At 70.4% G+C, this 13238-nt stretch carries 12 protein-coding genes; 3 read left to right on the top strand and 9 right to left on the bottom strand.

Features of this window, described 5'->3' with window-relative positions; all coding sequences use genetic code 11:
- Positions 1–13: 13 nt before the first annotated feature.
- Entirely contained in the window at positions 14–886 is an 873-nt protein-coding gene (locus tag PGH47_RS32555) for a carbohydrate ABC transporter permease (protein WP_271666343.1), read from the bottom strand.
- Positions 880–1872 (bottom strand): ABC transporter permease, encoded by a 993-nt coding sequence (locus PGH47_RS32550; RefSeq protein ID WP_271666342.1) that lies wholly within the window; start codon positions 1870–1872, stop codon positions 880–882. The genes PGH47_RS32555 and PGH47_RS32550 overlap by 7 nt, the downstream gene beginning before the upstream one ends.
- 185 nt (positions 1873–2057) lie before the next feature.
- On the opposite strand from PGH47_RS32550, the gene PGH47_RS32545 reads away from it, so the two are divergent.
- Positions 2058–3074, top strand: a complete 1017-nt coding sequence (locus PGH47_RS32545; RefSeq protein ID WP_271666341.1) for an acetylxylan esterase — start codon at positions 2058–2060, stop codon at positions 3072–3074.
- Here PGH47_RS32545 and PGH47_RS32540 read toward each other — a convergent pair.
- Positions 3055–6321 carry a GH92 family glycosyl hydrolase gene (locus PGH47_RS32540; RefSeq protein WP_271666340.1) on the bottom strand — a complete coding sequence of 1089 codons (3267 nt, stop codon included), beginning with the start codon at positions 6319–6321 and terminating at the stop codon, positions 3055–3057. The two genes, PGH47_RS32545 and PGH47_RS32540, sit on opposite strands and share 20 nt — an antisense overlap.
- Before the next feature lie 373 nt (positions 6322–6694).
- Positions 6695–7795 (bottom strand): lytic polysaccharide monooxygenase auxiliary activity family 9 protein, encoded by a 1101-nt coding sequence (locus PGH47_RS32535; protein ID WP_271666339.1) that lies wholly within the window; start codon positions 7793–7795, stop codon positions 6695–6697.
- A gap of 387 nt (positions 7796–8182) precedes the next feature.
- Here PGH47_RS32535 and PGH47_RS32530 point away from each other — a divergent pair, with 387 nt between their 5' ends.
- Positions 8183–8632, top strand: coding sequence for an SRPBCC family protein (locus PGH47_RS32530; RefSeq protein ID WP_271666338.1), 450 nt, complete (start codon positions 8183–8185; stop codon positions 8630–8632).
- A gap of 64 nt (positions 8633–8696) precedes the next feature.
- Here the strand turns inward: PGH47_RS32530 and PGH47_RS32525 are convergent, their stop codons facing one another.
- The 4 genes from PGH47_RS32525 to PGH47_RS32510 all read right to left on the bottom strand — a co-directional run bounded on the left by PGH47_RS32525 (position 8697) and on the right by PGH47_RS32510 (position 10825).
- Positions 8697–9056, bottom strand: coding sequence for an ArsR/SmtB family transcription factor (locus PGH47_RS32525; protein ID WP_030954230.1), 360 nt, complete (start codon positions 9054–9056; stop codon positions 8697–8699).
- 208 nt (positions 9057–9264) lie between these two features.
- Positions 9265–9639, bottom strand: a complete 375-nt coding sequence (locus PGH47_RS32520) for a hypothetical protein (protein WP_030954228.1) — start codon at positions 9637–9639, stop codon at positions 9265–9267.
- A gap of 191 nt (positions 9640–9830) precedes the next feature.
- Positions 9831–10382, bottom strand: a complete 552-nt coding sequence (locus PGH47_RS32515; protein ID WP_271666337.1) for a GNAT family N-acetyltransferase — start codon at positions 10380–10382, stop codon at positions 9831–9833.
- Between the two features lie 68 nt (positions 10383–10450).
- Entirely contained in the window at positions 10451–10825 is a 375-nt protein-coding gene (locus tag PGH47_RS32510) for a VOC family protein (RefSeq protein ID WP_271666336.1), read from the bottom strand.
- Between the two features lie 147 nt (positions 10826–10972).
- On the opposite strand from PGH47_RS32510, the gene PGH47_RS32505 reads away from it, so the two are divergent.
- Positions 10973–11473 carry a GNAT family N-acetyltransferase gene (locus PGH47_RS32505; RefSeq protein ID WP_271666335.1) on the top strand — a complete coding sequence of 167 codons (501 nt, stop codon included), beginning with the start codon at positions 10973–10975 and terminating at the stop codon, positions 11471–11473.
- On the opposite strand, the gene PGH47_RS32500 is transcribed toward PGH47_RS32505, so the two are convergent.
- The gene (locus PGH47_RS32500) at positions 11443–13008 is read right to left on the bottom strand and encodes a sensor histidine kinase (protein WP_271666334.1); all 1566 of its coding nucleotides are present in this window, start codon (positions 13006–13008) and stop codon (positions 11443–11445) included. The genes PGH47_RS32505 and PGH47_RS32500 overlap by 31 nt on opposite strands.
- Between the last annotated feature and the right edge of the window lie 230 nt (positions 13009–13238).

Raw genomic sequence — 13238 nt, 5'->3', positions numbered from 1 at the left:
GGATACTCCCTTGTCAACCCTTGACGGCGCCGAGCATCACGCCGGAGACGAAGTAGCGTTGGACGAACGGGTACACGCAGAGGATCGGCAGCGCGGTGAGCACGATCGTGACCGCCTGGATGTTCGCGCCGACCTGGCTGAGCTGCTCCGTACCGGCACCGGCGTTGGAGCCGCCGGTGGCGCCCTGGATGAGGTTGCGCAGGTACACGGTCACCGGCATCAGATCGGTGCGGTCCATGTACAGGAACGCGCTGAACCAGGAGTTCCAGAAGGACACCGAGTAGAAGAGCACCATCGTCGCGACGACCGCCTTGGACAGCGGCAGCACGATCCTGAGCAGGATGCCGTACGTGCTGAGCCCGTCGATCTGGGCGGCCTCCTCCAACTCGGTCGGCAGGTTCTCGAAGAAGGCCTTCATGACCAGGAGGTTGAAGACGCTGATCGCGTTGGGCAGGGCGATGGCCCAGACGCTGTTCTTCAGGCCGAGGCTGGTGATCAGGACGTAGTTGGGGATCAGTCCGCCGGTGAAGAACATGGTGAACACGGCGATGCCGACGAGCGCCCCGCGCCCCCTGAGCTGCTTCTTCGACAGGACGTACGCGTAGCAGGTCGTCAGGACCATGGCGACGACGGTGGCGACGACCGTGTAGAGCACGGTGTTGCCGTAGTTCCGCCAGAACATCGCGTCCTTGAAGACGATCTCGTACGTGGTGAGGTTGAACCCCCGCGGCCACAGGGTCACTTCACCGGCCCGGATCTGGCGTTCCCCGCTGAAGGAACGGGCCACGATGTTGAGGAAGGGATAGAGGGTGACGACCACGACGAGGGTGAGGATCACGCCGTTGGCGCCGTGGAAGACGCGCTGGGAACGGCTCGGCCTCACCACAGGCTGGTCCCCACCGTGCGGCGCGAGAGCTGGTTCGCGGACGTGATCAGGACCAGGCCGATGATCGCCTCGAACAGGCCGATGGCGGCGGCGTAGCTGAAGCTGTTGGACTCCACACCGGTCCGGTAGACGTACGTGGAGATCACGTCGGAGGTCTGGTACGTCAGCGGGTTGTACAGCAGCAGGACCTTCTCGAAGCCGACGGCCATGAAGGTGCCGACGTTGAGGATCAGCAGCGTGATCATCGTGGGCCGGATGCCGGGCAGCGTCACGTGCCAGATCTGTTGCAAGCGGCCCGCGCCGTCGATGCGGGCGGCCTCGTACAGGTCCTCGTCGATGGTGGTGAGCGCGGCGAGGTAGAGGATCGTGCCCCAGCCTGCGGTCTGCCAGATCTCCGAGCCGACGTAGACGGTGCGGAACCACTCGGGCTCCTGGATGAACCGGATCGGGTCGTGCCCGAACCAGCCCAGCACATGGTTGACGGGGCCGTCCGTGGCGAGCATCTGGAGGGTGATGCCGGCGACGATCACGATCGACAGGAAGTGCGGCAGATACGACACCGACTGCACGAACCGTTTCAGCGAGCGCCGGCGCACCTCGTTCAGCAGCAGCGCCAGCACGATCGGGATCGGGAAGCAGAAGACGAGCGTGAGTCCGCCGAGCCACAGGGTGTTGCGGAACACCTGCCAGAAGGTGGGGTCGCTCAGGAACATCTCGACATAGCGCAGGCCCACCCACTGCTCGCCGAAGATCGACCCGCCCGGTTCGAAGCGCCGGAACGCGATCACGTTGCCGAGCATCGGCAGATAGCGGAAGACCAGGAAGAACAGCAGCGGCAGCACGGCGAGCGAGTACAGCTGCCAGTCCCGGCGCAGCGCCCGCCGCAGTCCGGTGCGCCCCGGGCGCCGGCCGCGGCGGGGTGGAGCCTTCGTCGGCGGCGGCCGCCGGGTGCCGTGCGGTGGAGCCGACGTGGTGGGGGTGCTCATGCGGTGGCCTCCCGGTGGCACCGAAAGTTTCGGAGTCGTACCGGCAACTTTGCGGCGAGGTTAGGGGCGGGTGTAATGGCTGTCAATGGGGCTGACAGAGAGGGCCAGTTGAGGCGGCAGAGATCCCAACGCGCCTGATTCAGCGAAACATTCAGAGTTGGAAACGCAACAATCGGAGGTCGTGGTTGCCCGCGTTCGACCTGCCGCCGGAGGAACTGGAGCGCTACCGTCCGGCCCTTCGGGAGCCCACCGATTTCGACGAGTTCTGGCACGCCACCCTCAAGGAGGCGGCACGGCCGGAGGTGTTGGTCTCGGCCACGCCGGTGACCACCGGGCTGCGGCTGACGGAGACCTGGGACGTGACCTTCCGGGGCTTCGGCGGCGACCCGGTGCGGGCCTGGTTCAGCAGACCGGCCGCAGTGCGCGAGCCCCTGCCCGCCGTCGTCGAGTACGCGGGCTACGGCCGTGGCCGCGGTCTGCCGCACGAGCGACTGACCTGGGTGAACGCCGGATACGCCCATCTGCTGATGGACAACAGGGGCCAGGGCGACCAGTACGGCAACGGGGGCGTGACCCCGGACCCGCACGCCACGGCGCCGGGCGGACCGGGCCCGGCGGTGCGCGGCCTGCTCGCCGCCCGGGACCACCACCACCGCCGCCTGATCACGGACGCCGTCCGTGCGGTCCAGGCGGTGCGGGCCCTGCCGGGCGTTGCCCGTTCACGGGTCGCGGCAGTGGGCAACAGCCAGGGCGGCGGGCTCGCCCTGGCCGTCGCGGGACTCGTCCCCGACCTGGCGGCGCTGCTGGTCACCGCGCCGTTCCTGTGCGGGATCCGACGCGCGCTCGACCTCACCGACGCCTCGCCCTACGGCGAGATCACCGCGTACCTCTCCGTGCACCGGGGCGCCGAGCGGGCCGCCTACGACACGCTCTCCTACCTGGAGGGGATCTCCTTCGCCCGGCGGGCGCACGCACCGGCCCACTTCGGGGTCGGCCTGCGTGACACGGTGTGCCCGCCGAGCGGGGCGTACGGCGCCTTCAACCGCTATGCGGAACTGTCGGGCGTCGCCCCGCGCAAGGAGATCCACGCCTATCCGTTCAACGGCCACGAGGGCGGCGACGCCGTGCACGTACGCCGCCAGCTCGACTGGCTGGCCGGGGTTCTGGACCTGCCCGGGGCCGTCAGCCCACGGCCAGTGTGAACACGTGCAGGTCGGTGTCGTCGGGCAGCTTCACCCGCGCGACGGTCCTGCCCTCGGGTGCCGTGAACGGCTTGGTGGCGAAGACGTAGGTGTCGACCGGGTCCCGGTCCGCGCCCGCGACGTTGCGGTAGGCGGCCCTGGCGACGACCTCGTTGCCGTACTGGACGGTGCCGGCGCCGCCGCCGACGGTCCAGTCGGTGAAGGCGAGGTCGATCGTGTCGGTGCCGCCGTCGGTGTAGGTGACGGTGGCCCTGGACTGCTGGTTGCCGTTGACACCGCTGCCGAGGAAGGACAACCGGCTCGCCGGAGCGGCGAGTTCGATCGTCTGGCCCGCCGCCGAGACGTTGTCCGGACGGCCGCCGGGCGAGTCGGGCCAGGTGAAGGCGAGGTCGCCCACCGTGCCCTGCCCGCCCGGCGTCAGACCGGCCTCGGCGAGGGCCTGGCGGGAGTAGCTCCAGCCGCCCCCGTCGAAGTCGGCCTCGTCGTGGTCGCCCGCGTCGTCGGAGACTCCGGTGTTGTTGTAGGCCGCCAGCAGGGTGCCCGGCGCCGCGACGGTCAGGGACACGGGCTGGACGTAGGAGCTGCCGCCCGAGGTCACGGTGACCTCGACGGAGTAGAAGCCCTGTTTCGCGGCCTCGGCCGAGGTCAGCGTGATCTGCTGCGAGCCGTCGGTCACGGTGCCCTCGGCGGGCGACGCGGTGATCCCGTCGGGTGCGTCGACGCGGAAGCGCACGTCGGGGCCCGCTCCCCCGCTCATCGACAGGGCACGGATGCCGACCTCGGCGCTTCCGCCCGGCGCGACGGTCGCCGCGGTCGGGCCGACGCCGATCTGGTACGGCTGCTCGCCCGACCGGAAGGACGGCGGCGCCTCGGACGCGCCCCAGGCCGGGTCGGGCGTGGCGGACAGCGTGTAGTCCAGTCGGCCGCCGTCCCGCACGAAGGACGCCGGAAGCCAGGACCGCTCACTGCTGCGGCCGTTGACCGCCAGGGAGTGGACGTACGGGGCGTCGGCGGCGGCACCCCGCGCGCGCACGGAGATGTCGCCGCCGCCCGGACGATCGATCTCGATGCGCGGGAACAGCGGTGAGGCGAGGACCAGTTCGGCGCGGGAGGGCACCTGCGGGTACATGCCGAGCGCGGAGAAGACGTACCAGGACGACATGGCGCCGAGGTCGTCGTTGCCGGGGATGCCGCCGGGCTCGGTGGACCACAGCGCGCGCATCGCCGCGCGGACCGTCTCCTGCGTCTTGTACGGCGCGCCCGCGTAGGCGTACAGGTAGGGCACGTTGATGGACGGCTCGTTGTCCATCTCGGACTTGTCGCCGCCGCTGCCGGTGAAGGCCCAGCCGCCGTCGGAGTCGTGGAAGAACGTGTCGAGTCGCCGCTCGGCCGCGGCACGGCCGCCCATGGCGGCGAAGAGTCCGGCCGGGTCGTGCTGGACCATCCAGGTGTACTGGGCGGCCGTACCCTCCACGAACCCGTTGCCGGTGGCCGGGGTGAAGCCGGTGACCCAGCTGCCGTCGGCCTTGCGGTTGGCGATGTAGCCGCCGTCCTCGGTGGCGGCGATGTTGAAGTTGTTCTGCCACCACTGGGAGCGGTCGGCGAAGGTCTTCGCCGTGTCCTTCTGCCCCGCCTCGGCGGCGAGCTGCGAGAGGGCGAAGTCGGCGCCGGACATCTCCAGCGTCTCGGCGGCACCGCCCCACGCGTTCGACACGGACGGCATGTAGTGGTGCTTCAAGTACTTGTCCAGGGAGGGACGTTGCCCGACCGACAGCACCGGCTTGCCGGCCGGCGACAGGTCCTTGTCGGTGGGTACGGTCGCCGCCTTCACCAGCGACCGCAGGGCCCCGCCCAGGTCGAAGTCCGTGCCGCCGAAGGCGCGGATGCCGGCCAGGGCGATGGGCGAGGGGTCGCCGTTCATGACGTGCGTGCCGCCCGCGCCGTGCAGCCAGCGGTCCCAGACACCGCCGTTCTGCTCCGCCAGCACGTACAGCGACTGGCCGATGTCCGAGCCGACGCGCGGATCGAGGAGCGTGAGCAGCTGCACCTGGTTTCGGTAGACGTCCCAGCCGGAGAAGGTGCCGTACTGGGCCCGGTGGCCCTTGCCCACGACGTGGACCCGGTTGTCGGAGCCCCGGTACCTGCGATCGACGTCACTGATGACGTTCGGGTGCAGCAGCGCGTGGTACAGCGCGGTGTAGAAGGTGGCGCGCTCGGCGTCGGTGCCGCCGCCGACCCGGATCGCCGAGAGGCGCTCGCGCCAGGCCCGGCGCGCCGCGTCCGCCACACTGTCGAAGGAGCGGTTCGGCGGGTTCTCCGCCGCGAGGTTGGCCTCGGCGCCGGCCTGGCTGACGTAGGAGATGCCGACCTTGGCGTTCACCGGTCCGGTGCCGGGCGCGAACTCGACGTAGCCGCCCGCCCCCTTGCCCGCGACGGGCCGGCCGCCGCTGCCGAACCCGCCCGTGCCGCCGCTCGCCTCGGTGGACCCGGGGGTGAGCCGGTCGTCCTTCCAGGTGCCGGTGGCCTTGAAGGCGCGGTCGAAGCGGGCGGTGAAGTGGACGGTGTAGTAGGAGCGCCGGCCCTCCGGGTCGAGGTAGCCGCAGAAGTTGCCGGAGGTCACGGAGCCGGAGATCGTCCGCTTCGCCGGGTCGATCCGGACGGTCGAATCGGTCGACCCCACCTCGGAGTTGGCGCTGCGGACGAGCAGCGAGGCCGGCTTGTCGGCGGGGAAGGTGAAGCGGGCCGAGCCGGTGCGGGCAGTCGCTGCGAGGTCGGCGGAGACGCCGGACGCGAGGCGGACCCGGTACCGGCCGGGCTCGGCGCTCTCGTCGGAGTGGCTGAAGTCGGAGGCGTAGACGGCGTCCTTGGTGTCGCTCGCGGGCGACGAGGTGACCTCGCCGGCGTACGGGAAGAACGGGATGTCGCCGCTGCCGCCCGCGCAGCCAGTGCCCGACATGTGGGTCAGGCTGAAGCCGCGGATGCGGGTGGCGTCGTAGTGGTAACCGCCCGGCGCGGCGGTGCGGGTGGCGTCGCCTCTGGTGTTCTCCGGGCTGAAGGACAGCATGCCGAACGGCGTGACGGCACCCGGGAAGACATTGCCGCCGTTCCTGGTGCCGATCAGCGGATCGACGTACGTGGTCGGATCCTGGACGAGATCCGGGGGCGCCGTGGGCGCCGCGAGGGCGGGAGTGGCGCTGCCGACCGCGAGCACGGCGGCAAGCAGCAGGGACGTGGGACGGAAACGCATGACGCGGCCCCTCCTCCTTCGGACGGGTCGCGCACCACAGGTCGCACAAGCCGCAGGGACAGTAGCGTGAGTCACCGGTACCACGGAAGGGCGCGTTCCGAGGCGGGGCACGAGGGGCCCTCACCTGGATGGGGCAGCGAAACGACCGGATCCGCAGGTTGTCGGAGGTCACTTGATTCCCAACTGGCTTGACATCGTTGTCCGTTGAGGCGGTAGAGTCATCCGGCAGACCACTAGACAACGTTGTCGCACCGCGACCTCGCACAAGCCACTCACCCACCCGGACGGTCCCACTTCCCCCCCTCGGGCTCGTCCGGCTCGCGGACCCGGTGGACGGCGGCTCACGCCCACCGGGTCCGCCCGGAGCGACTGTTCAGCCCACTCGGCAGGGCAGCGCCGTCGTACTGTCACCGCCGGATCCGGTCACGACATAGCCGAAGGTCGTGCTCTCCCCCGGATCGAGGGAGCCGTTCCAGTCGGCGTTGTGGACCATCACGCCCTGGCCGGTGTAGGTGGCGTTGCCGCTCCAGAGGCTGTCGACCTTCTGGCCGGCCGGGAGCGTCCAGTCGACCATCCAGCCGAGCATCGGGACGTCGCCGGTGTTGGTGACGGTCACCTCGGACTGGTACCCGCCGGACCAACTGCCCGTCGTGCGGCGGGCCGCGGAGCACTCGCCGGGCACCGGGTCGGTCGGGTTCCCGGGATCCTTGATGCCGGTGACCTCGCCGTTGCCGCCGTCGAAGACGACGTCGGAGCAGGAGTAGAAGGTCTCGGCGCTGTCCGAGCGCTGCCAGACCATGTAGACGATGTGGCGGCCGGACTTGTTCGCGGGCAGCTGTCCGGTCCAGGAGTAGTTGGCCTCGACCGTGCCCGGGGAGCCGTTCAGCGGCGGGTGGTCGACGCCGAGGAAGGGCTGGGACTCCATGTCGTCCCAGGTGAGTGTGCGGGTGGGGTCGAAGCCGTCCTTGGTGATGTAGACGTAGAACCAACCCGGGTGCGCAGCCCAGGCGTTGTAGGAGAAGTCGACGGTCGCGCCGGAGGTCAGGTGGGTGAGCGGCCAGTCGTTGCTGGGTGTGTTGAAGCCGGTGAAGTTGGCGTTGCCGCCGCTGCACAGCTGGCCGTCCGGCACGAAGCCGCGGGTGCGGCCGGCGCCATCGGAGCGCAGCACGGAGAACCAGTTGTAGAACGGGGTCGTGCCGCTGACCTGCTGGGCGGCCTTGCAGGCCGGGTTGACCGGCTTGATCTCACCGGTGTCGGTGAGGCCGTCCTGCCAGCACAGGAAGGTACGGCTGCCGGGCTTCATGGGCGTGCCGTGCGCCTCCGCCCTGCCTCCGGTGCTCATGACGAGGGTGACGGCGGGGATGGTCGCGAGCAGCGAGATCAGGACGAGGAAGAGGGCTCTGGTGCGGGTGGGGAGGGTTAATCGGCGGGGCGGGGGTGCGGCCTTGGCCGCATCCTTTGCTGTCAGGATCATGACAGTCCAGTCCGTTCCTTCAGGTGCGGGCCGTGTGCGGATTGCGGACGAGTGCGGGGTGGGAGCGGTTCGGGGCGACGGGTTCCGGTCCACCACCCATGGGAGCGCTCCCACCCCGTCTGTTGCGGAAGGTAGCGCCGTGGGGTGTGGTTGTAAATGGTCGGCGCGGGGGTCCGCCAGTGGGACCAGTTCGTCGGGGACCGGTTGGCGGGCGTGCTCGTGGGCGGCGGTGACGGCGAGAAGGGGTCCACACAGCACGCGATGATCACCAGTGGCCGCACCTGTCCTCGCACCGCCCCTGGCCGGCGAGATCGCGGTCCACGGCCGGGATACTTACGATATGCGTGCTGATCAATCTCGGCGCTTTCGCGTTGGAGGAGGTTCGCGATGACACACGACGGCGGGCTGAGGCTGCATCTGCAGCGCGTCCTCCGCGCACCGCGCTCAGTCGTATTCCGAGCGTTGACCGAACCGCAGGAACTGGCCAAGTGGTGGGGCCCTGACGGGTTCACCGTCCCAAGTGTGGAAAGCGACCTTCGGCCAGGCGGCAGGTATCGGATCGCCATGCAGCCTCCGGAGGGCGATCTGTTCTACCTGGTGGGGGAATTCGTCGAGGCCGAGCCTCCGGAACGCCTTTCCTGCACCTTCCGGTGGGAGGATCCCGATCCGGAGGACCGGGAGACGGTGGTGACGCTGTCGCTCCGCGATATCGGCGGTACCCGAACCGAGTTGGTCATCAGCCAGGGTGACTTCGCCACTGAGGCGCGCCGAGCTCTTCACGAGGAGGGCTGGACCCAGAGTCTCAACAAGCTGGAGAAGCTGGTGTCGTCGGCCTGACTCTTCCGTCCTCACTGTTGCCCGACACTCCCACTCTCGGTTTCTGTGGCGCTCGGTGCCGCTGTCATCTCGTCGTGTGCAAAGTCGCCGTGTCGTCGTCGGCTCGTTGGAGTTCGGTGAGGAGTTGGTTCTGGCCGGCGAGGAGTTCGGTGAGGATGCGGCGGGCGGCGCGCAGGAGTTCGGCGACATCCCCTCCCGCGAGGGCGTAGCGGACGGTGGATCCCTCCCGCATGGACACGACGATGCCCGAGCGCCGCAGGACGGCCAACTGCTGCGACAGGCTGGACGGTTCGATGTCGATGTCGGCCAGCAGGTCCCGTACGGACACCGGCCCGTGCTGGAGGAGTTCCAGCACCCGGATGCGCACGGGGTGGCCGAGCATGCGGAAGAACTCCGCCTTGACCTGGTAGAGGGGGGCCTGCATGGCTGCTCGCTCCTGCTCGGGTGGGTGGGATTGCGGTCGCCGCGACGCGGCGGCGTCGAAGGACGCCGCCGCCTCGCGGACCGCTCTCGGATGTCGATCCTTCACGTCCCGGACCCGGCAGGAACGCACATTGGCACCATGCTGATGTGGTGACTTGAAGAAGTCTTCACATCATGGGCAGACGTAGCCGCCGGCTTCCTCGAGCGCGCTAGATCTCGATCGCCTCCTCCACCCGCTTGAGTTGGTGGCGGGCCATCGCCAGGTTCGAGTTGCCCTTGTCGAGGACGAGGTACAGGAACAGTCCGTTGCCCGTACGACCGGTCACCAGGCGGATCACGTGGTACTGCCGGTCCAGCGTGATCAGGATGTCCTCGATCCGGCCCTTGAGGCCCAACTGCTCCATGGTGCGGACCTTGGCCCGGATGACATCCGTGTTCCCGGCCGCGGCGACGGTCAGGTCCAGGTCCTTGCCCCCACCGAGCGTGCCCAGGGCCATTCCGCTGGTGTAGTCGACGACGGCGGCTCCCAACGCTCCCTCGACCCCGGCCATCATCTCCTTCAACGACACTTCCACACTCGCCACTGCGCCTCCCATTGCGTGCCTTCGACTGCGGCGGGCCGGCACCGGCCGACCCGCCTCGGTGTCCGGACCGTAGGCACGCCGCCGGCGCGCGAGCGGGAACTCTTTGGGACTGACCTCCGACGACCGAACAGCGTCGCGACGCGACCGTTCGATTGACCGCAACTGCCGTGACGGGAAGCGAAGTTGACGCCCTAGCCCTTCGGGCCCGGGCCCGGCTTCCAGTCCTGGACGAGGAGCCCGAGCAGTACCTCGTCCAGGAACTCGCCCATCACCCAGGCCGAGGACCGCAGCACGCCCTCACGGACGAAGCCGTTGCGCTCGGCGGAGCGCAGCATGGCGGCGTTGTCCGAGAGCGTCTCGATCTGGAGCCGCCGCAGGCCGCGTACGACGAATCCGTAGTGGCACAGCACCGCGACCACATCGGTGCCGTAGCCCTTGCCGCGCGAGGACGGCAGCAGGCCGAGCCCGATGTGCGCGGACCGGTTGTGGTTGTCGATGCCCCACAGCGTCGCGGTGCCGATCAGCGTGCCGCCGTCCAGCTCCACCACGGAGAACGGGACGTGTCCCTGCTCCTTGTTGTCGTCCACCACGAGCCGCGGGTCCTTCGAGCCGGGGCTGATCGGCCGCCACGGCCCGCTCTCGGCCCGCGAGGAGTTGACCACGTCGTCGTAGAGCTCGGTCAGCAGAACCGGTATGTCGTCCTCGTGCCGGGCCCTCAGCCCGACCTTGTCGCCCTTCAGCATGCAGGCTTCCTATCCGACCGGGCCGGCCCGCGGCAAACGAATAGAAGGCCCGTTCAGCCGGCCCGGGCTCAGTGGAGGCAGAGGCAGAACGGGTGGCCCGCCGGGTCCGCGTAGACCCGCCAGTTGGCTTCCGGGCGGAGCTGGTCCGTGCGCTCCAGCACGGTCGCGCCGAGGGCCAGCGCCCGCTTCTCCTCTCCTTCGAGGTCGTCGACGTCGAAGTCGAGGTGGAGCTGCTGCGGGCGCTCCTGGCCGGGCCACTCGGGCGGTCGGTAGCCGTCCACCCGCTGGCAGGCCAGGGGCGTCCCCTCGAACCCGTGCACCTCGACCCAGTCGGCGTCATCGGGGTCCGCGACCACCCGGCCGCCGAGCAGCTCCGCGTAGAACTCGGCCAGCCGTACCGGATCGGCGCAGTCCAGCGCGATCGCCTGCAGCTTTCGAATCACTTCCGACGCTCCTCGCTCATCGATCGTCTCCCACCCCACTCCCCGAACCGGGCTCCCGGAAACTTTCCGCCCCGGGCCACACGCGGGTCTGCCGCCGCCCCGCAAAACCGGTTGGTGCCGGGGCCGCACCCCGGCTATAGCACTCTCATGACCCTTACGACCTCCTGGCTGCTGGCTCCCGAACCCTTCGACACGGCGGACGCGACCGCTCTGCGCCGCGACTACTACGACGAAGTCGCCAGCCGTTACTGGAAGCGGCCCGCGACTTGTGAGGAGATCGACGAGGGCCTGGCCGGTGACGGCGTGGAGCTGCTCGCCCCGCCCACGGGGCAGTTCGTGGTGGGCCGGTTCGACGGCGAGGCCGCCGCCTGCGGCGGTCTGCTGATGCTGGATCCCGGACTCGCCGAGCTGACCCGCGTGTACATGCGCCCCGCCTTCCGCGGCAAGAAGGGCGCCGGCCTGCTGCTGGAGCTTCTTGAGGCCGAGGCACGGCGGCTCGGCGCCTCCCGGATGGTCCTCAACACCCGCCTGGACCTGATCGAGGCCCGCTCGCTCTACGTCCGCCACGGCTACCGCGAGATCCCGGCGTACTGCGCTGGTCCGTACGTGGAGATCTGCTACGGCAAGGATCTCGTCGGGGCCGACTGACCACCGGCCGGGACGGCCGCCCCCGGCTGCCGTACACCTCGCTGCCGGCCCAGCCGGGCGACGGTGCCGGCCATCGTCGGTCCGTACGGCCGCTCCGCCGCGAGTGGCAGCCGTACCGTGAATTCCGTCCGGCCCGGTTCGCTCGCGACCTCGGTCTGCCCGCCGTGCGCCGTGACGATCGCCGTCACGACGGCGAGTCCCAGCCCTGATCCGCCGTCGTGCGGGCCGCTCCGGGTACGGGAGGTGTCGGCGCGGGTGAAGCGGTCGAAGACCGTCGGGAGCAGGGCGGGCGGGATGCCGGGACCGTCGTCGCGGACGCGTACGACGCACCGCTCGTCCCCTGTCTCCACGACCACGACGACCCGCGTGCCCGCGGGCGTGTGCATCCGCGCGTTGGCCAGCAGGTTGGCCACCACCCGGTGCAGCCGGGCCTCGTCGCCGAGGACCGGCGGGGTGCCGTCCGGGCGGAGTTCGAGCCGCCAGTCGTGTCCGCTGCCGACGGCCTGCGCGTCCCGGACCGCCTCGGCGACCAGTGCCGCCATGTCCACCTCGGCGCAGTGCAGGGGCCTGCCCTCGTCCAGCCGGGCCAGCAGCAACAGGTCCTCCACCAGGCCGGTCATGCGCGCGGACTCGGCGGAGACGCGGCGCCAGGCCAGCACCGGTTCGACGGGGCCGGTGCCGCGGTTCATGAGTTCGGCGTAGCCCGCGATCGAGGCGAGCGGGGTGCGCAGTTCGTGGCCGGCGTCGGCGAGGAAGCGGCGCATGCGTTCCTCGGTGCGCCGGCGTGCGGTGTCGGAGGACTCGACGTGCTCGATCATGCGGTTGAGGGCGGCGCCGACCTGGCCGGCCTCGCTGGCGGGGTCGGTGTCCCGGGCCTGGACGCGGGCGATGCCGGTGACCTCGCCCCGGTCGAGCGGCGCGCGGGAGACCTCGGCCGCGGTGGCGGCGACCCGGCCGAGAGGCCGCAGCTGGCGTCGTACGACCACCGCGCACAGGCCGCCCGCGACGGCGAGGCCCGCCACCGCGACGACCGCCTCGACCACGGCCATGCCGCTGATCATGTCCTGCACGTCGTCCATCGGGAGGCCCCCGAGGACGCGGATTCCGCCGCTCCGGGCGACGGTGATCCGGTAGGTGCCGAGGTCCGGGACGGTAGCGGTGTGCACCGAGCCGTCGGTGGCGACGCCCGCGAGGGCCGTCCGCTGGGCGTCGGTGAGCGCGCGCGGCGTGGCGTCCTGGCGTACGACACCGGCGGCGAGGATGTCGCCGTCGGTGTCGAGCCGGGCGGCGAGCATGCCGGCCGGGTGCCCGCTCTCCAGGAAGCTCAGGTCGTCCGCCGGCCCGGGGTGCAGGCGGGCGCCGCCCAGGCTGCGCCCGGCGGCGTCGTGGACCCGGTCGTCGAGGTTGTCGAGCAGATAGGCGCGTTGGACGAACACGGTGGTCAGCGCCATCGCGGCGGATACGGCGACGAGGGCCGTGGCGATGAGCACGAGCAGGCGCGTGCGCAGGGAGCGCGGGCGCCGCCGGGCGCTCATCTGCCCTTCTCCGGCGGCCGGACGGCGTGGCCGAGTCCGTGCACGGGCCCGTCGTCGACCATGAGCGCACTGACGTGTGCGGTTCGAGGCCCTGCGATGCCGGTCATGTCCCGATCCTGTCCCGGCGGGCTGGGGGAACCCTGTGTTCCGGCTGAGCCCCGGCGATGTCACGGGACGAGAACGACAAGGGCCGCATCCCCGGTGATCGGGGATGCGGCCCTCAACTGCCG

Origin of the sequence: Streptomyces sp. HUAS 31, assembly GCF_028198125.1 — a bacterium.
GTDB classification, from domain to species: Bacteria; Actinomycetota; Actinomycetes; order Streptomycetales; family Streptomycetaceae; genus Streptomyces; species Streptomyces chartreusis.
The sequence above is the reverse complement of the archived record's forward strand: the minus strand, read 5'-3'. Positions and strand labels throughout refer to the sequence as shown.

Bases quoted from the DNA above. Each gene is read 5' to 3' on its own strand.
- PGH47_RS32550 (WP_271666342.1), bottom strand. From the start codon at position 1,872: ATGAGCACCCCCACCACGTCGGCTCCACCGCACGGCACCCGGCGGCCG.
- PGH47_RS32540 (WP_271666340.1), bottom strand. From the start codon at position 6,321: ATGCGTTTCCGTCCCACGTCCCTGCTGCTTGCCGCCGTGCTCGCGGTC.
- PGH47_RS32535 (WP_271666339.1), bottom strand. From the start codon at position 7,795: ATGATCCTGACAGCAAAGGATGCGGCCAAGGCCGCACCCCCGCCCCGC.
- PGH47_RS32530 (WP_271666338.1), top strand. From the start codon at position 8,183: ATGACACACGACGGCGGGCTGAGGCTGCATCTGCAGCGCGTCCTCCGC.
- PGH47_RS32525 (WP_030954230.1), bottom strand. From the start codon at position 9,056: ATGCAGGCCCCCCTCTACCAGGTCAAGGCGGAGTTCTTCCGCATGCTC.
- PGH47_RS32515 (WP_271666337.1), bottom strand. From the start codon at position 10,382: ATGCTGAAGGGCGACAAGGTCGGGCTGAGGGCCCGGCACGAGGACGAC.
- PGH47_RS32505 (WP_271666335.1), top strand. From the start codon at position 10,973: ATGACCCTTACGACCTCCTGGCTGCTGGCTCCCGAACCCTTCGACACG.
- PGH47_RS32500 (WP_271666334.1), bottom strand. From the start codon at position 13,008: ATGAGCGCCCGGCGGCGCCCGCGCTCCCTGCGCACGCGCCTGCTCGTG.